Below are 20300 nucleotides of genomic sequence, written 5' to 3' on the forward strand. Positions count from 1 at the left end.
ATCCCACTACCCGCCTGCGGGCAGATCGGTGCGCGGAGCGGCCCCCAGATGCACACCGACCCGCTTGACGAGGAGCGTCATCTCATAGGCGACCTGGCCGACGTCCGAGTCGGCGTCCGAGAGGACGGCCAGGCAGCTGCCGTCGCCGGCGGCCGTCACGAAGAGAAAGGCGTCGTCCAGCTCGACGACGGTCTGCCGGACGTTGCCGGCCTCGAAGTGCCGGCCCACACCCTTGGCCAGGCTGTGGAATCCGGAGGCGACGGCGGCCAGGTGCTCGCTGTCCTCCCGGGTCAGGTCCTTGGACACGCCCGTCGGCAGGCCGTCTCCGGAGAGCACGAGGGCTTTGCGGATGCTCGCCACGCGGTCCACCAGGTCGTCCAGGAGCCAGTTGAGCTCCCCGGACCTGCCGGTGTCGGTGTGGCCGCTCGCCTTCGGTGCGGTCATCGACCGTCCCCCTTTGTCGTTCGTTGTGGTGCTGTGCCGCTGTGGGCGTCGTCGCCCGCGGCGTTCTCGTCACGGCCGCGCTGCCAGCCGCGCTGGAGCGAGGCCATACGGCTGCGTACCTCGTCGGCGTCCCGCTCCGCGAGCTCCGGGCCGTCCTCCGTGCGCCGCTGGGCACTCTGCTTCAGCTGCGGAGCCAGGTTGGCCTGCCGTACGCGCCGGGGCAGCGGGCCCGCGCCGGGGCCTGTCTCCTGCAGTGGGGTGCCGGTGCGCGGGACGGCGGTGTCCTGGCCGCCGGGTGCGATCGCGGTGGGGCGGCTGCGCATGGGGAGGGCGGGGGGCTGCGAGCTCCCGCCGCGGCCTCCTGTTTCGGGGGGCGCGGATGGGGCGCGCTCAGCAGGCCGGTCGGCCCCGCCGGTGCCCGGGCGCAGCGGGGAGGCGCCGCGTCTGCGGGTCGGCAGCGGGGGCGCCGATTCCTGGTCGGAGTGGCCCGGGCTCCGCCCGGTCGGCGGCTCCTCGGCCCGGCGACGGGACGGCAGTGGTGCGACGGCTTCCGGCTCGGATCGTCGCGAACCCGTCGGCGGCTCGTCGGCGGAGTCCTCTCGCCACGACCGCTGCTCGGTGACCGGGCGTCCGTGCGAGCTGACCAGCTTGGGTGTGTGGCGGCGGGGCAGCGGGACGGGCGCGCCCATGTCGTCGTCGTCGGCGTTGTCGCGGGCCGGTTCGCGAAGGTCGGGCTCGCCGTGGAGCTGACCGCCGCTGCCGCCGGTGGTCTCGTCCTGCGCGAGCGCGATGGAGCGGCGCGGGCGGAAGAGGCCGCCGCGTTCGCTGTCCTCGTCGTCGAGCGCGCCGGGGAACTCCTCGATGGCGTCGAGGTCGACCGGTGCCTCCAGTTCGACCGGGCCGTCCAGGAGCCCGGCTGGCAGACCGGGAAGCTGCGCCGGCGTCCGGGAGAGCGCGTTCCCCTGCCGCTCCTCCAGCTCGGCCTCCTTCGAGTGGTGGGGCCGGTCGAGGCGGAAGCCGATGCCGTTGGTGTCCGGGACGTCGTCCGTCAGCAGCGCGTCGGGGACGAACAGGACCGCGGTGGTGCCGCCGTACGGGGACGGCTGCAGGGAGACTCGGACGTTCTGCCGCTGGGCGAGCCGGCTGACCACGAACAGTCCGAGCCGGTCGGTGTCGGACAGCTCGAACTCCGGTGTCTCGGCGAGCCGGAGGTTCGCGTCCAGGAGGGCGTCGGCCGCCATGCCGAGGCCACGGTCGTGGATCTCCAGGGTGAAGCCGTTGGCGACCCGCTCGCCCAGGACCTGGACGGCCGTGTGCGGTGGAGAGAACACCGTGGCGTTCTCGAGGAGTTCCGCCACGAGATGGGTCAGGTCGGCGACGGCCGGGCCGGTGACGGCGATCCGTGGCAGGCGGCGGACCTCGATGCGTTCGTAGTCCTCGACCTCGGCGACGGCGGCCCGGACGACGTCCATGAGCTGGACGGGCTTGCGCCACTGCCGGGAAGGGGCGGCGCCGGAGAGGATCACGAGGCCCTCGGCGTGCCGTCGCATTCGGGTGGTCAGGTGGTCGAGGCGGAACAGGTCGGCGAGTTCGTCGGTGTCCTCGGTCCGGCGCTCCATGGTGTCGAGCAGGGTGAGCTGCTTGTGCAGCAGGACCTGGCTGCGGCGGGCGAGGTTGACGAACACTTCGGAGACCCCGGCGCGCAGTTCGGCCTGTTTCACGGCGGCTTCGACGGCGGCACGCTGCAGGGTGTTGAGGGCCTGGCCGACCTCGCCGATCTCGTTCTTGTCGTACTCCAGCCGGGGGACCTCGGTCTCCACGTCGACCTGTTCGCCCGCGGACAGGCGCCGCATGACACTGGGCAGCCGCACGCCGGACGCCTCGTGGGCCTCCAGGCGCAGTTGGCGCAGGTCCCGGATGAGAGTGCGGCCGATGCGCGCCGAGACCACGAGCGAGAGCAGCACGGCGACCAGGCCCAGCACGCCGGCGACGGCTGCCTTGACGATGACGTTCATCGCGACCGGTTGCACCCGGTCCTGCAGGCGGTCGCCGGCCTGGTCGTCGAGGCCGGCGAGTTCGGTGAGGACGCTGTCCGCATCGGCGTCCCAGCTCTTGGCACTGACCGAACGGGGCGTACCGGCGCCGGAGTCGATGACGGACTGCTCGGCCGAGCGGAGCGGGGCGGAGGCGGCGTTCTTCCAGAACCGGTCGTAGCGCTCACGCTCAGCCGACGGCAGCACCGGCAGGCTGATGTCGTACAACTGGGTGCGCTGCGCGACCAGGTCGGAGACCTCGCGGACCTCCTCGCGGGTGAGCGTGCCGACCACCAGGGAGGAGCCGAGCAGGGCGTCCTCCCGGGAGAGGAGTTCGCGGGCGCGGGTGATGTTGACGAGGGCGCGGGTCTCCCGGTCCATCTCCACGCTGTCGACCGCGTCGAGCGCGGCCAGGAAGGCGTAGCAGGGGTCCACAAGGCGGTTGTAGAGGTGGAGGGCCTCGGCGCGGGTCACCGTGCCCTGTTCAGCGCTGCTGCGCAGGGAGTCGACACCGTTGAAGGCGTCCAGGACGGCGGTGAGGCGTTCGTCGTCTCCCGCGTTCAGTCCGTCGCGGACGTCGGGGTCCTTCGCGTTCTTGCGGACCTTGGCGATGGCCTCGTCGGAGGCGCGGCGGGTGCTGCGGAGTGCGGCGAGCGCGTCCGAAGCCCGCGGATCGGCGAGATAGACGAGGGTCTGGCGGCGTTCCTGCTGGAGGACGCGGACGGTGTCCTCGATGGGATAGCCCATGTCCTTGACGGCCGTGGACACCTGGAACAGCTGAGTGACCGCCCGTCCCGTGAGTACCGTGGCGAATCCCCAGATCGCGGTGAGGGACACCAGCGGCACGAGAAGCAGCGCCACGATCTTCCGGCGGATCGACTTCCCGCGAAAGCGCATGGCCTCCCCCAGCTCGACCCCCTCCGGACGGGGGTACACATGTGCGTCAACAAACGGCGCGAGCCTACTACCGACGCACAGTTAACTCGAAGACCCGTCCGGAGGCTGAACTTCCGCACTGGCTCGGTGAGATGGGGAGTTGTCCGGGCATTGCGGGAGATTGCCGCCCGCATTCGCGCAGCGACCGCCCGTGCGGAACCGATCGGCATGGCCGGTCAGTTGGCCAGAATTTTTCGTTTCTTGGGAATCTTCGGGACGCTTTGTTCGTCTTCCTCTTCGGGAAATGGGGGCGGAATCGGCCACACGAGCCGCATCCCGCAACCGGGCGGCGTAAAACAGCGCAAGCCGGGCAGCCACTGGGGAGCCGTGCGTTCGGACACGGACGGGGGTCTGCTGGCGGTGGGGAGTGACACGTTGATGGGCACGGCGGAGCGGCACGAGGCGCCCACGGCGGGCGATGCAGCGCACCTGACGGTGCGGCGGAGCCCCGAGGCACTGGATCACGACATTCCGGCGCGCAGGGGCGGGCCCGGCCCCGCTGCGCGCGCCACGGCTGAAGAGCAGGCGTACTACCGGCCCTTGTGGATCGAGGAGCCCGCGCGGCGGCGCAGAATGCCCGACCCGGTGCGTACGGCCGCGGTGCGGGCGGTGCTGATCATCGCCGTGACGCTGATCCAGGCGATGGTCGCGTTCCTGTGCACTCTGGCCGGATCATGGCTGGCGTTCCCCATGGTCCTCAGCAGCGTGGCGAGCACCGTGGCGGCGACTTGGGCTGCGCTGGACGTCTGGGTGACCCGTCAGGTGTGGAACCAGCGCAACGGCGTGGTGTCGGTCCCGAGCAGCACCGCCCGCGCCCTGCGGCGCGAGCGGCGAAAGGCTCGGCGGCAGGCGCGGGCTGCGGAGCGGGCCCAGGCGCGGATACGGCGGCGCGGCGGCGCAGGGCAGTTGTCGCACCCCTGACCGAGCAGAGTTGTGAGCCGTTTGCTCGCCCCTAGGGGTTGGCAGGTGCTGGGCGTTTGAACATCCGCGTCGCGGTGATCTCGCTGTGCCCCGCCTCCTCCGCCTGGGACTGCTGCGGCAGTCCGGGGCGGAGGTGTTCCTCCACGCTGATGTACTTGAGGCCGGCGCGGAGGTCGGCATCGTTCCGCAGCCGGATCACCAGCGGGAACTCCGCCAACGCCGTCGTGTCGAACAGACCGGTGGTGTAGAGGAGTTGGACACCCAGCGCGTCCGAGACGGCCCGCTGCAGCTCCAGCAGATAGGTCGCGTTGGCACGGCCGATGGGGTTGTCCAGGAACAGTGTGCCCGCGTGCCGGTGTTTGTCGCGGCCCCGGTCGTTCGAGCGCAGCGCGGCCATCGTGCAGTACAGGGCGATGGCCGCGGTGAGCAGCTGACCGCCGGAGAACACGTCGCCCATCTGTCCGACGGGCACCCGCTCGGCGCGCAGCACGGCGTCCGGCTTGAGGATCTCGACGGCGACGCCCTTGGGCTGGAGTGCCGCGCCCACACCCCGCAGCAGCAGGGACATGCCGTCGCGTCGCAGGTCGGAGTTCTTCTTCACGGCCGCCCGGGTGGCCTCGTCGATGACCTCGCCGAGCCGCTCGGTGAGCGTGGCCTGGTCCGGCTCCTCGAAGCGGATGCGCAGGAACTCCTGCCCGGACCACTCGCCCAGTCCCTCCGGCAGCCGGGACAGCCGCTGGGCGGACCGCAGCGTCGCCAGTGCCGACTCCACGAGCCCGCGCAACCGGTCCACGATCGAGTCCCGGTTCCGCTCCAGCTGCGCCAACTCGTCGGTGAGGACGCGCAGTCGGGGCGCGAACGCGTCCGCCCACTTCTGGGCGTGCTCGGGCAGCGCGGAGGCGGGCAGCTCGCGGATCTGCTGCCGCGCCGGAGTGCGGACCTGCTCGTAGCGGGTGGAGTTGGCGTGCCGCACGAGCACGTCACTCGCCTCGCGTACGGCGGCCTCGGCGGCCGACAGGTCGGCGGCGCAGCCCCGTAGCGAACGGCGGGCCTCGGCGGCGGACTGCCGGGCCTCCTCCAGGCTGCCCGGGTACGGATCCGGCTCCTCCTGCTCCTCGTCCAGGGCATGCTCGCGCAGCAGGTCTCGGAGCATCGCGGCGATCTCGTCGAAGCCGCCGGCCGCGTCCTCTGCGGCGCGGTGGGCGTCGAGGAGCTCGGCGTGTGCCTCGCGGGCCCGGCTCAACGCCTCGGTGCGGGAGGCGAGTTCGGCCGTCGCGGTGCGCAGCAGCGCCTGTGCGTGCTCGGCGTCGCGGGGTTCGAGTTCCCCGGGCAGCTCGGTGTGCGCCTCGCCGTCCTCGGGCGCATGCCGCTCGGCCTCGCCGCGCAGCCGCCCGAGTTGCTCGCTCGCGGTCGACATCCGGGTCTCCAGGAGCTGCACCAGCTCCTCGGCCCGGGCGGCAGCTGCCTGCCGGGACGGCCCGTCGGACCCGCCCGGCGACTGCAGCAGATGCTCCGCGCGTGTACGGACCTTGTTGCTGAGGCGGTCCAGCTCGGCGCGGGCCGCGCTCTCGTCGCTCTCCGCGCGGGCCTGTTCTGCGCGCAGATCGGCACCGACCCCGACCTTCTCGTAGACCTGGGAGGCGGCGCGGTAGGCCTCGCGGAGTGCGGGCAGCGACGACTTCGGGGCCGCGCCGTCGTCCTCGGGTACGTCGTCGGGGGCGCCCGCGATCTCCGCGCGCTCGGCGCGTAGTGCCCGTGCCGTGCGGCGGGCGTCGTCGGCGGCGCGCTGGGCGCCGCGGCGGTCCTCGTCGGCGGCGCGGGCGCGCTCCAGGCAGGCCTGGGCACGGGCCTCCGACTCGACGCCGTCGTCGGCCAGTTCGCGCAGTTTGACCTGCCACCCTGCCCGCTCGCGCAGCCGGAAGGCGAGCCCGGCGAGGGCGTCGGCCGCACGCCGGGCCTTCTGCGCCGCTTCCTGCCTCTCGTCCCGCAGCCGCGCGGCCTCGGCGGCGACCTCGTCGGCCTCGGCCCGCACCGAACGCGCCTCGGTCAGCTCGGCCTCGGCTTCCTCGGCGAACACCCGCGCGTCATGCGCGGCCCGGGCCAGCTCGACCAGCCGACCCGCCGGGCAGCCGGTACGCCAGGAGGCGAGCCGCGCCGCCAGCTCGCGGTCCTTGCCCAGGCGCGCGGCGAGCGTCCTGATCTCCTCGTCCCGCTCGGTCGCCCGCGCGCGCAGGGCCTGCCGCTCCTCGTCCGCGGCATGTTCGTCGTGCATGGCGGGGTTCGGCGGTACGAGGAAAACGTTGCTGTCACCCGAGTCGGCGGCCGGGGTGGGGGCGAGCAGGGCGGCAGCCGTACCGACGGCCACGGCGGACCGCGGCAGCAACGCCGCTTCGCTGAGGGCCTCGCGGGCGCGGGCATGTGTGTCGGGATCTGTGATGATCACGCCGTCGACCAGCTCCGGACGCGCCGCCAGCACGCGCGCGTGGTCGGCGGGGTCCACGGCCTGGGCGAGATAGCGCCAGCCGGGCAGCGCCGGGATGCCGTGCTCGCCCAGGAACTCCACGGTGGCCAGCACGTCCGGCCCGGGCGGCAGCAGCCCGCCGTCACCGAGCGCGCCGAGGATCCGCGCATCGTCGGCCGCGGCGGTCCGCAGCTCGAAGAGCTGCCGCTCGGCGGAGGACACGAAGTCGTCGAGCAGCTCGCGCAGTTCGTCGGCGAAGCGGTCGAGCTCCTCGGGAGTGAGGGCGGCTTCTTCGCCGCCCGTTTCGTGGCGGGGGTGCGGGACCGACGGCCGGGCGTCCGGGAGCGAGGCCCGGGCGTCCTTGCCGGACAGGTTCAGCAGCTCCGCCAGTCGCTCCTCGGCCGCCAGTGACTCCGCGATGCGGCGCTCGGCCTCGTACGACCGCCGCGTCGCCGTCGCCGCGTCCGCCGCGCGGGCGGCCGTCAGCTCGGCGCGGGATTCGGCGGAGGCCGCCTCGCGCGCGTGCTCCGTCGCCTTGTGCGAGGCCTCACGCGCGGTGTCCCAGGCGGCCACGGCCGTTTTCTCGGCGTCGCTTGCCGCGAGAGCGGCGCGGGCCGGGTCGGCGTCGGGCGCGCTGTCGTCGAGCCATCCCGCGCGCACCGCCTCGGCGGTCTCCTGCTCGACCTCGGTGAGGCGCTGCCGCAGGTGCCCGATCTCGCTGCGGGCTCGCTGCGCCTCTGTGGCGGCGGCGGTCGAGTCCCGGTAGGCGGCCTCGCCGGCCTCCTGCAGCGCGGCGGACCGCTCCTCCTCCTCGTTGGCGAGGCTCTCGGCGCTCTCCGCGGCCGTGTGCAGGGCCCGTACGAGATCCACGGCGGCCTTGGCGCGGGCGGCGAGCGCGGGGGCCGCGTCCCGCTCGGCCTCCTGGATGGCGGCGGCCACGCGCGCGACGCGGTCGGCGGCGGCGCGGTGGCGCAGCACGGCCTCGGCGGCCTGCCAGGCGGAGTGCAGGGTGCGCGCCTCGGCGAGCTCGCGCTTCTGTCCGGCGGCGGACTTCTCGGCGGCGGCGAGCGCCAAGGAGGCGTTCCGGTAGGCCAGTTCGGCGGCGATCAGTGCACTGCGCTCGCGGGCCGCCTCGCAGTGCGTGACGGCGTACGCGGCGGCGGTGACGCGTTGGGCGAGGTCGGCGGCCCGGACCCGCTCCTGCACACCTCGGGCCGACAGCCGACGGGCCAGCGTGCGGGTACGGCGCTCGGCGCCGGCGTGGATGTCACGCGCGCGTGCACGGGCCTCGGCGGCCTCGACGATCCGTCCGAGCAGGTCCACCGAACCGGCGGTGAAATCCCGTTCGGCGATCAGCTCGGCCCGGCGGCCCAGCTTGTTGCCGAAGCCGCTGACCAGGTCGGCGAGCCCGTCGGTGTCCCGGGTGTCGGTCACGGCGCGCAGCAGCAGGTCGGTGAAGTCGGAGTCCTTCTTGACCGCGAAGAGGCCGGCCGCCTCTCCCTCGTCGGCGTTCATCTCCCGCTGGTAGCGGAAGAGTTCGGGGTCGAGGCCGAGGTCGCCGAGGTGTTCGATCCACCGGTCGTGGATCTCCTCCCAGTGCACCTCCAGATGCGGATACGCCTTGCCCGCCTCGGTGAGGGCATCCCGGAAGCCCTTCATGGTGCGCCGGCGGCCCTGCGCGCCCGACTGCCCCTCGACGACCGGCCGTACGGCGGTGGCCTCGGCGACGGGCAGGTTGTCCAGGGACAGCCCGGGGCCGGGCCGGAAGGAGTACCAGGCCTCGGCGAACTTCCGTGGGTCGTTGGAGACTTGCCGTCCGCGCCACTCGCTGACCTTGCCGACCACGACGCACTCGCCGGTCAGCGTGTGCTGCCACTCCAGTGCGACGTGTCCGCAGTCGTCGGCGAGCAGGAACTTGCGCAGCACGCCGGAGCTGGCGCCGCCGAGGGTGTTGCGGTGACCCGGCAGCATCACCGAGAAGATCAGCTTCAGCAGCACCGACTTGCCGCCGCCGTTCTCCAGGAAGAGCACACCGGCGGGCGCCGGGCGGCGCGGCGGGCCGACGGGCTCCTCCTCGAAGAACTCCGCCTGGGTGGGCGCGGGGTCGGGCACGGGCTCGCCCACGCCCCGCAGGTCAAGCACGGTGTCGGCGTAGCGCGCACCGGCGGGACCGATGGAGTAGAGGCGGACCCGGGACAGCTCGTACATGGCGGACTCTCGTAAGTCTTCGGCAGGTCGGGAAAGTTCAGGGGTGCGACGGCGCGTGGAAGGGCAGACCGGCGTCGGCCGCCAGTTCCAGGTCGTCGGTGTTCTCGGGCGGCAGCAGCGTCGGGGTGCCGTCGGTCACCGGGACCACGCCCAGCTCCAGCAGCTCGGCCATCGCGGCGCTGCCCGCCATGTCGCGCACCTGGAGCTGATAGCGGGAAGTCGTCCGGTACGTGCCGCCGTTGTCGTCGCCGGTGCGCTGCAGGAATCCGGAGTCGGTGAGGAACGCGGCCGCCTTGCCGACGATGCCGGTGGTCGAACCGGCAAGCCTGCGCGCGTCCTTGGTGGCACCGGCCGCGCTGCGTCTCGCCCAGATCCGCCACGCGGCCTCAAGGCCGGGCGCGTCGGTGGCCGGGTCGGTGTTGTCGCCGTTTTCCTCGGCACGCTCCTCCAGCCGGCGGCAGGCCTGCCGTACGAACGCGTCGACACCGTTGACCGTCACGCGCCCGATGTATCCGTCGTCGGCGAGGTCCTCGGGGCGCGGGAACGCCATGGCGGCGATGGCGAGATGGGCCAGTCCGTGCAGGAAGCGGTCGCCGCCGTCGGCGGACGTACGACGCGCGTAGTCGCCCATGCGGACGGCGAACACCGAGTCCTCGGCCGCCGTCACGGCCATCCCCGCGCGCGGGGACACCTCCAGCACCACCAGCCCGAGCCCGGCGGCCACGGCGTCCGCGAGCCGCGCGAACGGAGAGTCCTCGCGGTAGCGGCGCAGCAGCTCGGCGTACTCCTGGTCCCGTGCGGGCTGCAGCTTGGGCTGCAGCCCGAACGCGACGAGCCGCGCCGCGTCGGCGGCGTCGGCGGGGGTGACGGCGGCGGTCGCCGACGGAGCCGGGGCCTCCGTTTCACTCCACTCGACGTGCTCACTCACTGCTCGGGCTCCTTGTCGCGTTCCTGCTCACTCATGCTGCTTCCGTCCGGTCCGCCGCCATGCCGGCCGCGTCCAGCAGGGCCGTGCCGACGATGAGATCGGCTCCGCCGAACTCCGGGTCGTCCAACTCCGTCCCGTCGTCCACGGCGAACAGCAGCTTCTCCTCGCCCTGGCGGTATGCCGTGCCGACGGCCGGACTGGCCGCGTGCACCGCCAACAGGGCCACCAGGTACGGCAGATCGGGATCCTGCCTCCGGGCCTGCGCCAGCAATCCCGACAACCGGCGCGGCGCATCGGCGGGCAGGTCCAGCAGCTCGGTCGCCGCCGCCAGCTGCTCCTCGCTGAACCGGCTGTCGTCCGGCGTCGCGATCAGATCCGGCTCGGGCATCTCCGCGCCCAGGTGCTCCCGCTCCACCGGCGGCGTCAGCAGTATGTCGACGAGGTCACCCACCCGTACGGACACCGGCGTGCGCAGTCCGGTGCCCCGGGCGAAGAAGGCATCCGTGACCTGCACCGCCTGTTCCAGCGGCAAGGGCAGCACGGGAGCGACCAGGTGCCCGTACAGGTCGATTCCGGACGACGTCATGGGCGTCGCGAACGCCTGCCGGTCCTGCTCGGCGCGGAACAGCGGCCCGGCCTCCAGGAGGCGGGACTGCAGCTGTGTGTGCCTGCGGATGCAGTCCTTGACGATGTCGACGAGTTCGGCGGCGCGCCGCTTGTGCTCGGCGTCCTCGGTCTCGTCCCGGGCCTTGCGGATGTTGGTGAGGATCGCGTTCTCGTGCCGGTAGCGGTCGGCGACGTGGTCCAGCGCCTCGGCGATCATGTCGGGCACGGAGTTGAGCCAGTCCACCGCCCGGACGTTGCGCCGGGTTGCGTCCAGGGCTCTGCGCAGGGTTTCCGAGTACTGCACCGTCCGGTAGCGGGCCTGCTCGGCGGCGAGCTGGGCGTCGGCGAGGCGGCCCCGGTTGATCAGGACCTCCAGCTTGACCTCGGCGGCGATCTGCGCGCTGGTGACGTCCGTGTCCAGGGCGCCGACCAGGACGTTGACCGCCTCGTCCGTGGTACGGAGGTAGACGGTGCCGCCGGGGCCCGGCACCTCCTCGATCAGTTTGAAGTCGTAGTCACGGCGGACATAGCTGCCGTCGGTCGTGAACGTGCCGTAGACGGCCCGGAAGCCGCGGTCGACGCTGCCGACGTTGATCAGGTTCTCCAGGACCCAGCGGGCCACGCGCTCGTGCTCGGCGACCGGCCGCTGCGGGGCCTGGGCGGCGATGCGCGGGATGAGCCGGGCGACTATCTGGTCGTGGTCGGCGCCCGTGTCGAAGTCCATGTTCAGGGTGACCAGGTCGATGGCCGCGAGGGCCACCTCCGCCATGCCGTAGACCGAGTACTCACCCGCGAGGTTGGCCTTGCGTGCGTCGAGGTCGTGCAGCGGCGCGGTGCAGGCGAGCGCGCGCAGGCGCCGCGCCAGCCCCTCGTCGGCGGCCGGGCCCGGCGCGGGGCGCGGCCCCGCGCTGAGCTGGGGCGGAACGCTGTCCGTCGATGCAGGCGAAGTCACGGTGCACAGACTAGGTCCTCGGTCTGACATCGACCCAAACGGCATGGATTGCCTCCGGCGGCCGGGCGGGCGACCACCGGTTGTGATTCATGTGCGGGCCGTCTGTGGCTGGTCGCGCCCGCGCCCGCGGAGCCACACATCGATGCAGCCCCCCACCCCTAGAGGCCGCTGTCCTCGCCGACCCTTCGTCGGTACACCTCGACCACGCGCTCCAGTGAATCCTCCAGGTAGACCGCGAGCAGTTTCTCCGCCTCGGCCCGGTTCCCCGCCTCCAAGGCCTGGAGGATCTGCTGGTTGCGGGCCAGATACGGCTCGTGCAGGGCCTTGGGGTCGTCCACGACGTGGAAGGCCAGGCGCAGTTCGGCGAAGACGCTGCGCATCAGCTCGTCGGTGCGGGCGCTGCCGGCGAGGGCCACCAGCTCACGATGGAAGTGGATGTTTGCCGTACCCACGCCTTTCCAGTCACCTTCGCGCGCCGCCCGCTGCCCGTCCTCGACGACCTCGGCGAGCGCGTCCAGGCCGTACGGCGGATCGCCGAGGCCGCGGACGACGGCGCACTCCACGAGGCGGCGGGTGCGGTAGATGTCCTCGACGTCCTCGACGGTCAGGACCCGGACGAAGACGCCCCGGTTCAGCTCGTGCACGAGCAGACGTTCGTGGGTGAGCAGCCGGAACGCCTCGCGCAGCGTGTTGCGGGAGACTCCGAGCGCACCCCCGATGCTGTCTTCCGACAGCCGGGTGCCGGGCGGGAAGAACCCCTCGGCGATGCGGCCCCTGAGGATGTCCGAGACGCGCTCGGCGGTGCTGGTGCGCCCCAGGAGAGCCCGGTCGTCGGCCAGTCCTGTCAGCTGCTCTGCCATGCCCGGAATTCAATCGCAGATACAAGAACGAAACAACGTGGGTATTGAAGGATCGTTCAACGATCCTCTACCTTGCTACGCACGGCGCCGTCGTTCACCCCGGGCGCCGACCGCTCCTCCCGCACGGCACGGCTCACTTCTGAAGCACCCTCCGTCCTCCCACTGCGAGGTGCCCATGAGCACGACCCCTCCATCCCAGGCCCTGACCAAACGGCCCGGAACCGATGAAAACGCCCTCGACGACGGCGCGTTGGGCTGGCTGCGCGCCCTCGGCCCGCGTGGCCGCCGCGCCTTCGCCGGCGCCTTCGGCGGCTATGCCCTGGACTCGTACGACTACTTCACGCTGCCCCTGAGCATGGTCGCGCTGGCCGCGTACTTCGGCCTGGACAGCGGTCAGACGGGGCTGTTCACGACGGTCACCCTCGTGGTCTCCGCGGTCGGCGGCGCCGTCGCGGGGGTAGTGGCGGACCGGGTCGGCCGGGTCAGGGCACTGATGATCACGGTGATCACCTACGCGGTCTTCACGGTGGCCTGCGGCTTCGCGCCCAACTACGAGACGCTGCTGGTCTTCCGCGCTCTGCAGGGCCTCGGTTTCGGCGGTGAGTGGGCGGTCGGCGCGATCCTCGTCGCCGAGTACGCGAGCGCCAGGCACCGGGGCCGCACCCTCGGCGCGGTCCAGAGTTCGTGGGCCGTGGGCTGGGCTCTGGCCGCGATCGTGTACACCCTGGTCTTCTCGTTCGCCGGCGACGATCTGGCCTGGCGCATCATGTTCTGGACCGGCGCGCTGCCCGCGCTGCTGGTCATCTGGATGCGGCGCCGGGTGCACGACGCCCCGGAAGCGGCGGCCGTACGCGAACAGAGCACACAGAAGGGCTCGTTCACCGCGATCTTCAAACCCGGCCTGCTGCGCACGACAGTCTTCGCCGGACTCCTGTCCACGGGCGTCCAGGGCGGCTACTACACGCTCGCCACCTGGGTACCGACATACCTGAAGACCGACCGCGGCCTGTCGGTCGTCGGTACCGGCGGCTACCTGACGTTCTTGATCTCCGGCGCCTTCCTGGGCTATCTGACCGGCGGCCACCTCACCGACCGGCTGGGCCGCAAGCGCAACATCTGGCTGTTCGCCCTGCTGTCGGCGGTCTGCATCCTGGCGTACGCGAACATCCCGCACGGCGCCAACACCCTGCTCCTGGTGCTCGGTTTCCCGCTCGGGTTCTGCATGTCGGCGATCTTCAGCGGTTTCGGCTCCTACCTGAGCGAGCTGTACCCGACGGCGGTACGGGGCACGGGACAGGGCTTCACGTACAACACCGGGCGCGCCGTGGGCGCCGTCTTCCCCACGACCGTCGGCTTCCTGGCCGACAGCTGGGGTGTGGGCGGCGCGCTGGTGTTCGGCGCGATCGGCTACGGTCTCGCGGCGCTGGCGCTGCTGGGGCTGCCGGAGACCCGTGGGAAGGAGCTCGCGTGAACCGCACGGAAGACCGCCCCCTGACCGTCGTCGACGAGCACGCGCACGCGTGGAGCCCGAAAACCGCCCGGGCCCGCTTCCGGGAGGGACTCAGCGGACCCACCGCGGGGGTGGCGGCCGGCCACACCCAGGTCAACCTGATCTCGGTGCCCGCCGACTGGGCGTACGACATGCTGCTGTTCTGCCAGCGCAACCCCAAGCCCTGTCCGGTCCTCGACGTCACGGACGCCGGCTCCGTCACGACGATCCTGGCGGACGGCGCGGACCTGCGCACCGACCTGCCGCGCTACCGGGTGTGGCAGGACGGCGAGTTGGTGGACGAGCCGACGGACGTCCGCGCGCACTGGTGCGAGGACCTGGTGTCGTTCCTGATCGGCTGCAGCTTCACTTTCGAGTGGGCGCTGGCCGAGGCGGGCGTGCCGATCCGCCACATCGAGCAGGGCCGCAACGTCCCGATGTATGTGACGAGCCGTCAGTGCCGTCCGGCGGGGCGGCTGCACGGCCCGCTGGTGGTGTCCATGCGGCCGGTGCCGCCGCAGCACCTGGCGGCGGCGATCCGGGAGAGCAGTCTGCTCCCGGCGGTGCACGGAAGCCCCGTGCACTGCGGCACTCCCTCGGGGCTGGGCATCGAGGATCTCGGCCGCCCCGACTTCGGCGACCCGGTGGACCTCGAACCGGACGACATCCCGGTGTTCTGGGCCTGCGGAGTGACTCCTCAGGCGGCCGTGATGGCCTCGCTCCCTCCCTTCGCCATCACCCACGCACCCGGCCAGATGTTCCTGACCGACGCCCGCGACGAGCAGTACCGCGTGGCCTGAGAGAAAACACGAAGGACCCATGACCTCGATCGATCTCAACGCCGACCTCGGCGAGGGCTTCGGCCGCTGGCAGCTGACCGACGACGAACAACTGCTGTCCGTCGTCACCAGCGCCAACGTGGCCTGTGGCTTCCACGCCGGGGACGCGGCCACCATGCGGCGGGTGTGCGAGCTGGCGGCCGAGCGCGGCGTCCGGATCGGCGCCCAGGTCTCCTACCGGGATCTGGCGGGGTTCGGGCGGCGCGCGATGGACGTGCCGCCCGCGGAGCTCGCGGCCGAAGTGGCCTACCAGATCGGCGCCCTGGAGGTCTTTGCGCGAGCGGCGGGCACGCGCGTGTCGTATGTGAAGCCGCACGGGGCGCTCTACAACCGCGTGGTGCACGACGAGGAGCAGGCCGGCGCGGTCGTGGACGGCGTACGGCTCGCCGACGCCTCGCTGCCCGTGCTCGGCCTGCCCGGCTCGCGCCTGCTGGAGCTCGCCGGCAAGGCGGGCCTCCCGGCCGTCCCGGAGGCCTTCGCGGACCGGGCGTACACCCCGGAGGGCACACTCGTGCCGCGCGGCCACGACGGCGCCCTGGTCACCGACCCGGAGGCCGTGGTGGAGCGCTCGGTGGGCCTGGCCCGCTTCGGCACGGTCACCTCGCACTCCGGTGCGCGCATCGACGTACGCGCGCGTTCGCTGTGCCTGCACGGGGACACACCGGGCGCCGTCGAACTGGCCCGGCGCGTCCGACAACGCCTGCAGGAGTCGGGAGTCCGGGTGGAGGCCTTCGCATGAGGGCGCTGCCTGTCGGGGACAGCGCCCTGCTCGTGGAGGTGTGCTCCGGGGACGAGGCGCGGGCCCTGCACGCGGAGCTGCTGCGGCGCCGCACGGAGGGCCTGCTCACGGTGCGCGAGATCGTCCCCGCTGCCCGCACCGTCCTGCTCGACGGCCTCGACGACCCGGTCCGTCTGGCTTCCGAACTGACCGCCTCCGAGGTGCCCCCCGCTCCCCGTCGCGAACAGGCTGTCGTTGACATCCCGGTGCGCTACGACGGCCCCGACCTGGCCGACGTCGCCGCCCACTGGGGCGTCGGCGAGCAGGAAGTGCCCCGTATCCACGCGGCCACCGAGTTCAGCGTCGCCTTCTGCGGGTTCGCCCCGGGCTTCGGTTATCTCACCGGCCTGCCGCCGCTGTACGACGTCCCGCGCCGGGCCACCCCGCGCACGGCCGTCCCCGCAGGTTCGGTGGCACTGGCGGGCCCGTACACGGGCGTGTACCCGCGCTCGTCGCCCGGCGGCTGGCAGCTGATCGGGCGCACGGACACCGTGCTGTGGGACCACGCGCGCGTGCCGGCCGCGCTGCTGTCGCCCGGCACGCGCGTGCGCTTCGTCCCGGTGGGGCCCGCATGACGGACCGAGCACTCGTCGTCGTACGAGCCGGAGCGCTGACCACCGTGCAGGACCGGGGACGCCCCGGGCATGCACACCTCGGCGTGCCCCACTCCGGTGCGCTCGACGGCCACGCGGCGGCGCTCGTCAACCGGCTGATCGGCAACCCGCCCGAGGCGGCCGTTCTGGAGACCACGGTCAACGGGTGTGCCGTACGGCCGCGTTCGACGCTCACGATCGCGGTCGGGGGGGCTCCCTGCCCGGTCGCGGTGGACGGACGGCCGGTCGCCTGGGGAGCTCCGGTGAGGGTGCCCGCGGGCGCCCTCCTGGACATCGGAACCGTCAGCTGCGGAGTGCGCTCCTACGTCGGCGTCTCGGGGGGCATCGCCGTCGACCCTGTGCTCGGCAGTCGCTCCACGGACCTCCTGTCCGGCCTCGGTCCGGCACCACTCGCGGACGGTACGGTGCTGCCCCTGGGGGCGCCGCAGCACGTCCACGCGCGCGTGGACGTCGCCCCGCAACCCGCGCCTCCGACGGAACTCGTCCTACGGGTGACGCTGGGACCGCGCGACGACTGGTTCACGCGGGAGGCACTGCACACCTTCACGTCCCGCACGTACCGGGTCTCCCCCGCCAGCAACCGCATCGGCCTGCGCACGGAAGGCCCCACCCTGGAGCGAGCCCTGCCGGGCGAACTCCCCAGCGAGGGCATGGTGCTGGGCGCGGTCCAGGTCCCACCCGACGGCGGACCGGTCGTCTTCCTGGCCGACCACCCGACCACCGGGGGCTACCCGGTGATCGCGGTCGTCCACCCACCGGACCTCCCAGCCGTAGCCCAGGCGGCGCCGGGAACACCGGTCCGCTTCGTGACGATACGCAGACACCAACGCCGTTAGGGGCGCGGGAACTGCGCGACCAGCCACAACGGACCCGCAGAAACTCACCGGCCCCCTCGCACAGCACTACGCCGCATCCGGCTGCTCCACCACCGACACCGCAGCCAGCGCAGCCGACACCGCAGCCGCGGCCCGCAGATCCAGCCGCGCACTGGTCCCGCGCACCCGGTGCCGCATCTCGTCGGCGGCGAGCCGCAGCAGCTGCGGCAGCAGGTCGGTGCACCGCCGTGCCACCCACGCCGTGCCCGCCGTGGCCAGCCACAACAGGCTCGCCGACCTGGTGGGCACGGGGAACTCCGGCTCGGGCGAAGGCGCAGGACCCGCCGCACGGTCCGCTTCCGCCAGCAGCGAGTGGAAGCGCACGGCCAGCTGCCGGTGCCCCCGCTCACCCGGGTGCAGCTTATCGGCGCTCCACATCGCGCGGTCCGTGATCCAGGCCGCCTCGGCCGCGTGCAGATGGACGGCCCCGTAGCGGTCCGAGAGCGCGTGGACCACTCGGTTGACCGCCCGTTGCCGCCGGGCCAGCGGACGGGCCAGCGAACCGGGCAGACCGAGCATCGAGCCGGGGTCGGGCAGACAGGCCGTGAGCAGGGTCGCCCCCTGCTCGGTGAAGGCGGCGTACACCTTGTCGAGCCGTTCGGCCACGGCGTGGATGTCGAAGGTGCAGCGCAGGGTGTCGTTGACGCCGATGACCACGGACACCACGTCGGGCTGCAGGGCGAGCCCGGCCGGTGTCTGCTGCTCCAGCACCTCCCGGGTCTGGGCGCCGCTGACGGCGAGGTTGGTGAACTCCACGTGCTCCTCGGCAAGCCCGCCGGCGAGCAGCGCGGCCCAGCCGCGCCACCCGTCGGCGACGGGATCGCCCACGCCCTCCGTCAGCGAGTCCCCGAGGGCGACGAATCGCACCGGTCTCATGCCACGCCTCCGGGCGCAAAAGGACGCACCGGTACCGGCGCGTCGTGCGCGGCGAGAAACGCATCCACCGCCGTGTTCCACCCGAAGCACTCCGCACGCGCGCGTGCGCTCTCGCGCCGCTCCCGCTCGGGGAGTTCGAGCAGCATGTCGACGGCGTCAGCGAAGGCCTCCCCGCGGTCCGCGGCGACGGCTCCGGCGGATCCGATCACCTCGGGCAGCGCGGACGACGTGCTCACCACCACGGGCGTGCCGCAGGCCATCGCCTCCAGCGCGGCGAGCCCGAAGGTCTCGGCGGGCCCGGGCGCCAGGCACACGTCGGCGGAGGCCTGGAGGGCGCCGAGCGCGCCGCGGTCGGAGACATGCCCGAGGAAGGTGACCGGCAGCCCGCGCTCCCGCGCCCGCTGTTCGAGCCGCGGCCGCAGCGGACCGTCCCCGGCCACCACCAGCACCGCCCGCCGGCCCCGCCGCAGCAGCGCCTCGAGGGCGTCCAGCGCCGTGCCGGGCCGCTTCTCCACGGACAGCCGGGTGCACGTCACGAGCAGCGACTCGTCCACGCGCGCGAAGCGGGCACGCAGCCCCGGGTCGCGCAGCGCGGGATGCCGCTCGACCAGGTCGACTCCCAGCGGGGCGCGTACGACATTGCGAGCGCCGATCCGCACGAACTCCCGCTCGGCGAACTCGGTGGTGCACACCACGCGCGCGTACGTGTGCGCCGTACGCACGTTGAGGGCGTCGGCGGCGCGGCGGGCCGCCCCCTCCGGCAGCCCCCAGGTGCGCAGGACGCCGTCGGCGGTCTCGTGGGAGACCATCACGGCGGGCACGCGGGCGCGCCGCGCCCACTTGCCGGTCCACCTGAGGGTCGTACGGTCGGAGACCTCCAGGCGGTCGGGCGCCAGCTCCTCCAGGAGGCGGGCCACGCGCCGCTTGTCGGTGAGTACGCGATACCCGCCCGTACCGGGCAGCAGCGGCCCGGGCAGGGTGATGACACGCCCCTGCTCGGTGTCGCGGTCGTCGGCGCGTTCGCCGGGGACGATGAGCACGGGCTCGTGTCCTGCGGCCTTGAAGCCCTTGCCCAGTTCACGCAGGGCGGTGCGCAGACCTCCGGAGGAGGGGGCCACGAAGTTGGCGAGTCGCACGATCCGCATTGAGGTCATGCCGCCACCGCCGTCTTCTGTCGCGCGGCGAGCACGTCCGCGTAGTGCCCGATCAGCTGATCGCCCACGGCGGCCCAGGTGCGTCCCTCGACGGTGGCGCGTGCGGTGGCGCCGAAGGTGACCCGCTGCTCCGGGTCTGCGGCCAGGGACAGCACGGCATCCCGTACGGCGTCCGCGTCATGGGGTGGCACCAGCAGCCCGGTGCGCCCGTGGGCGACCAGGTCGAGGGGGCCGCCGGCGGCGGGCGCCACGACGGGGACGCCGCTCGCCATGGCCTCCTGCACGGTCTGGCAGAAGGTCTCGAAGGGACCGGTGTGCGCGAAGACGTCCAGCGAGGCGTAGATCCGGGCGAGTTCGTCGCCGGTGCGGCGGCCGAGGAAGACCGCGCCCGGCAGTGCCTCGGCGAGGCTCGGCTGGCTCGGGCCGTCGCCCACGATCACGACCTTCACTCCGTCGAGGCCGCACACGCCGGCCAGGAGCTCGATGTGCTTCTCGGGCGCGAGTCGGCCGACGTAGCCGACGATCAGCTCGCCGTTCGGGGCGAGTTCGCGGCGCAGTGCCTCGTCGCGCAGGTGCGGGCGGAAACGGACGGTGTCCACGCCGCGCTGCCAGAGCTTGACCCGCGGCACGTCGTGGGTCTCCAGGTCGTGCATCGAGGCGCTGGAGGGGGCGAGGGTGAGGTCGGCGGCGGAGTGGACGGAACGGATGCGCCGCCAGGCCGCGGCCTCACCGGCGCCCATGTAGGTGCGGGCGTATCCGGCCAGGTCCGTCTGGTAGACGGCCACGGCAGGGACGCCGAGACGGGCGGCGACCGCCATGCCGCGGACGCCGAGGACGAAGGGGCTGGCCAGGTGGACGATGTCGGCCCGGTGCTCGATGACGGCCGCGGCGAGGCGGCGGCTGGGCAGGGCGACACGGACCTGGGGATAGCCCGGGAGCGGGAGGGAGGGGACGCGGACGACGGGGCACGGCGCCTGGGCGTCAGGCCCTGTACCGGCACGCCCGACGAGGGCGGTGCTGGCCGGGGCGACAACGAGCGGAGAGTGACCGCGATCTACGAGGTGCCGGGCGGTCTGGAGCGCGCAGTGGGCCACGCCGTTCACGTCGGGGGGAAAGGATTCGGTCACGATGACGACACGCATACCGGTGTTCTCGCCGTGCTGGACGTGGTCGCGACAACGTGGATCTTTGCGAACGATGAACGTCCCGTGAGCGTTCCTTCGCACACCCGAGCAGGTCAGGCCGTGTCCATGACCACCTGACCCGCGGGTCACCCATTGTTCATCCTGGGGCCGTGCCGGAGCCCTGTGTACGCGTGCGTGGCTG

The 20300-nt window shown here is 72.9% G+C and carries 15 protein-coding genes; 6 read left to right on the forward strand and 9 right to left on the reverse strand.

Annotated elements, in window-relative coordinates; all coding sequences use genetic code 11:
- Positions 1-6: 6 nt before the first annotated feature.
- Positions 7-444 carry a roadblock/LC7 domain-containing protein gene (locus IH68_RS0141340; RefSeq protein WP_030946644.1) on the reverse strand — a complete coding sequence of 146 codons (438 nt, stop codon included), beginning with the start codon at positions 442-444 and terminating at the stop codon, positions 7-9.
- A complete protein-coding gene (locus IH68_RS0141345; protein ID WP_030946647.1) occupies positions 441-3374 on the reverse strand; it encodes a nitrate- and nitrite sensing domain-containing protein in 2934 nt (977 codons plus the stop codon). The genes IH68_RS0141340 and IH68_RS0141345 overlap by 4 nt, the downstream gene beginning before the upstream one ends.
- 417 nt (positions 3375-3791) lie before the next feature.
- Here IH68_RS0141345 and IH68_RS0141350 point away from each other — a divergent pair, with 417 nt between their 5' ends.
- Positions 3792-4334, forward strand: a complete 543-nt coding sequence (locus IH68_RS0141350) for a hypothetical protein (RefSeq protein WP_030946649.1) — start codon at positions 3792-3794, stop codon at positions 4332-4334.
- Positions 4335-4365: 31 nt separating this feature from the next.
- Here the strand turns inward: IH68_RS0141350 and IH68_RS0141355 are convergent, their stop codons facing one another.
- The 4 genes from IH68_RS0141355 to IH68_RS0141370 form a co-directional block, all read right to left on the reverse strand.
- Positions 4366-9003, reverse strand: coding sequence for a hypothetical protein (locus IH68_RS0141355; protein WP_030946651.1), 4638 nt, complete (start codon positions 9001-9003; stop codon positions 4366-4368).
- 37 nt (positions 9004-9040) lie between these two features.
- Entirely contained in the window at positions 9041-9931 is an 891-nt protein-coding gene (locus IH68_RS0141360) for a hypothetical protein (RefSeq protein ID WP_030946654.1), read from the reverse strand.
- Positions 9932-9962: 31 nt separating this feature from the next.
- Positions 9963-11489 carry a hypothetical protein gene (locus IH68_RS0141365; protein ID WP_030946658.1) on the reverse strand — a complete coding sequence of 509 codons (1527 nt, stop codon included), beginning with the start codon at positions 11487-11489 and terminating at the stop codon, positions 9963-9965.
- Between the two features lie 158 nt (positions 11490-11647).
- Positions 11648-12349 carry a GntR family transcriptional regulator gene (locus IH68_RS0141370; protein WP_030946661.1) on the reverse strand — a complete coding sequence of 234 codons (702 nt, stop codon included), beginning with the start codon at positions 12347-12349 and terminating at the stop codon, positions 11648-11650.
- A gap of 175 nt (positions 12350-12524) precedes the next feature.
- On the opposite strand from IH68_RS0141370, the gene IH68_RS0141375 reads away from it, so the two are divergent.
- Genes IH68_RS0141375 through IH68_RS0141395 form a run of 5 tightly spaced genes read left to right on the forward strand, consistent with a single transcriptional unit; the run spans position 12525 to position 16905 of the window.
- On the forward strand, positions 12525-13820 hold the full coding sequence (locus tag IH68_RS0141375) for an MFS transporter (RefSeq protein ID WP_030946664.1): 1296 nt from the start codon (positions 12525-12527) through the stop codon (positions 13818-13820).
- Positions 13817-14638 carry a putative hydro-lyase gene (locus IH68_RS0141380; protein ID WP_030946667.1) on the forward strand — a complete coding sequence of 274 codons (822 nt, stop codon included), beginning with the start codon at positions 13817-13819 and terminating at the stop codon, positions 14636-14638. Before IH68_RS0141375 ends, IH68_RS0141380 begins: the two co-directional genes overlap by 4 nt.
- Positions 14639-14657: 19 nt before the next feature.
- Entirely contained in the window at positions 14658-15416 is a 759-nt protein-coding gene (locus IH68_RS0141385) for a LamB/YcsF family protein (RefSeq protein WP_030946671.1), read from the forward strand.
- Positions 15413-16030, forward strand: coding sequence for a 5-oxoprolinase subunit B family protein (locus tag IH68_RS0141390; protein WP_030946673.1), 618 nt, complete (start codon positions 15413-15415; stop codon positions 16028-16030). Before IH68_RS0141385 ends, IH68_RS0141390 begins: the two co-directional genes overlap by 4 nt.
- A complete protein-coding gene (locus IH68_RS0141395; protein ID WP_030946675.1) occupies positions 16027-16905 on the forward strand; it encodes a biotin-dependent carboxyltransferase family protein in 879 nt (292 codons plus the stop codon). Before IH68_RS0141390 ends, IH68_RS0141395 begins: the two co-directional genes overlap by 4 nt.
- Positions 16906-16971: 66 nt before the next feature.
- Here IH68_RS0141395 and IH68_RS0141400 read toward each other — a convergent pair whose 3' ends face one another.
- The 3 genes from IH68_RS0141400 to IH68_RS0141410 are packed head-to-tail and all read right to left on the reverse strand — an operon-like array spanning position 16972 to position 20116.
- The gene (locus tag IH68_RS0141400) at positions 16972-17820 is read right to left on the reverse strand and encodes an SGNH/GDSL hydrolase family protein (protein WP_030946678.1); all 849 of its coding nucleotides are present in this window, start codon (positions 17818-17820) and stop codon (positions 16972-16974) included.
- The gene (locus IH68_RS0141405; RefSeq protein WP_030946681.1) at positions 17817-18974 is read right to left on the reverse strand and encodes a glycosyltransferase; all 1158 of its coding nucleotides are present in this window, start codon (positions 18972-18974) and stop codon (positions 17817-17819) included. The genes IH68_RS0141400 and IH68_RS0141405 overlap by 4 nt, the downstream gene beginning before the upstream one ends.
- Positions 18971-20116 (reverse strand): glycosyltransferase family 4 protein, encoded by a 1146-nt coding sequence (locus IH68_RS0141410; protein ID WP_030946684.1) that lies wholly within the window; start codon positions 20114-20116, stop codon positions 18971-18973. Before IH68_RS0141410 ends, IH68_RS0141405 begins: the two co-directional genes overlap by 4 nt.
- Between the last annotated feature and the right edge of the window lie 184 nt (positions 20117-20300).

The organism is Streptomyces sp. NRRL S-646 (assembly GCF_000720765.1).
In the GTDB taxonomy this organism is placed as follows: Bacteria; Actinomycetota; Actinomycetes; order Streptomycetales; family Streptomycetaceae; genus Streptomyces.

Bases quoted from the DNA above. Each gene is read 5' to 3' on its own strand.
- IH68_RS0141345 (WP_030946647.1), bottom strand. From the start codon at position 3,374: ATGCGCTTTCGCGGGAAGTCGATCCGCCGGAAGATCGTGGCGCTGCTT.
- IH68_RS0141405 (WP_030946681.1), bottom strand. From the start codon at position 18,974: ATGACCTCAATGCGGATCGTGCGACTCGCCAACTTCGTGGCCCCCTCC.
- IH68_RS0141390 (WP_030946673.1), top strand. From the start codon at position 15,413: ATGAGGGCGCTGCCTGTCGGGGACAGCGCCCTGCTCGTGGAGGTGTGC.
- IH68_RS0141385 (WP_030946671.1), top strand. From the start codon at position 14,658: ATGACCTCGATCGATCTCAACGCCGACCTCGGCGAGGGCTTCGGCCGC.
- IH68_RS0141350 (WP_030946649.1), top strand. From the start codon at position 3,792: ATGGGCACGGCGGAGCGGCACGAGGCGCCCACGGCGGGCGATGCAGCG.
- IH68_RS0141375 (WP_030946664.1), top strand. From the start codon at position 12,525: ATGAGCACGACCCCTCCATCCCAGGCCCTGACCAAACGGCCCGGAACC.
- IH68_RS0141370 (WP_030946661.1), bottom strand. From the start codon at position 12,349: ATGGCAGAGCAGCTGACAGGACTGGCCGACGACCGGGCTCTCCTGGGG.
- IH68_RS0141400 (WP_030946678.1), bottom strand. From the start codon at position 17,820: ATGAGACCGGTGCGATTCGTCGCCCTCGGGGACTCGCTGACGGAGGGC.
- IH68_RS0141340 (WP_030946644.1), bottom strand. From the start codon at position 444: ATGACCGCACCGAAGGCGAGCGGCCACACCGACACCGGCAGGTCCGGG.
- IH68_RS0141410 (WP_030946684.1), bottom strand. From the start codon at position 20,116: ATGCGTGTCGTCATCGTGACCGAATCCTTTCCCCCCGACGTGAACGGC.
- IH68_RS0141355 (WP_030946651.1), bottom strand. From the start codon at position 9,003: ATGTACGAGCTGTCCCGGGTCCGCCTCTACTCCATCGGTCCCGCCGGT.
- IH68_RS0141395 (WP_030946675.1), top strand. From the start codon at position 16,027: ATGACGGACCGAGCACTCGTCGTCGTACGAGCCGGAGCGCTGACCACC.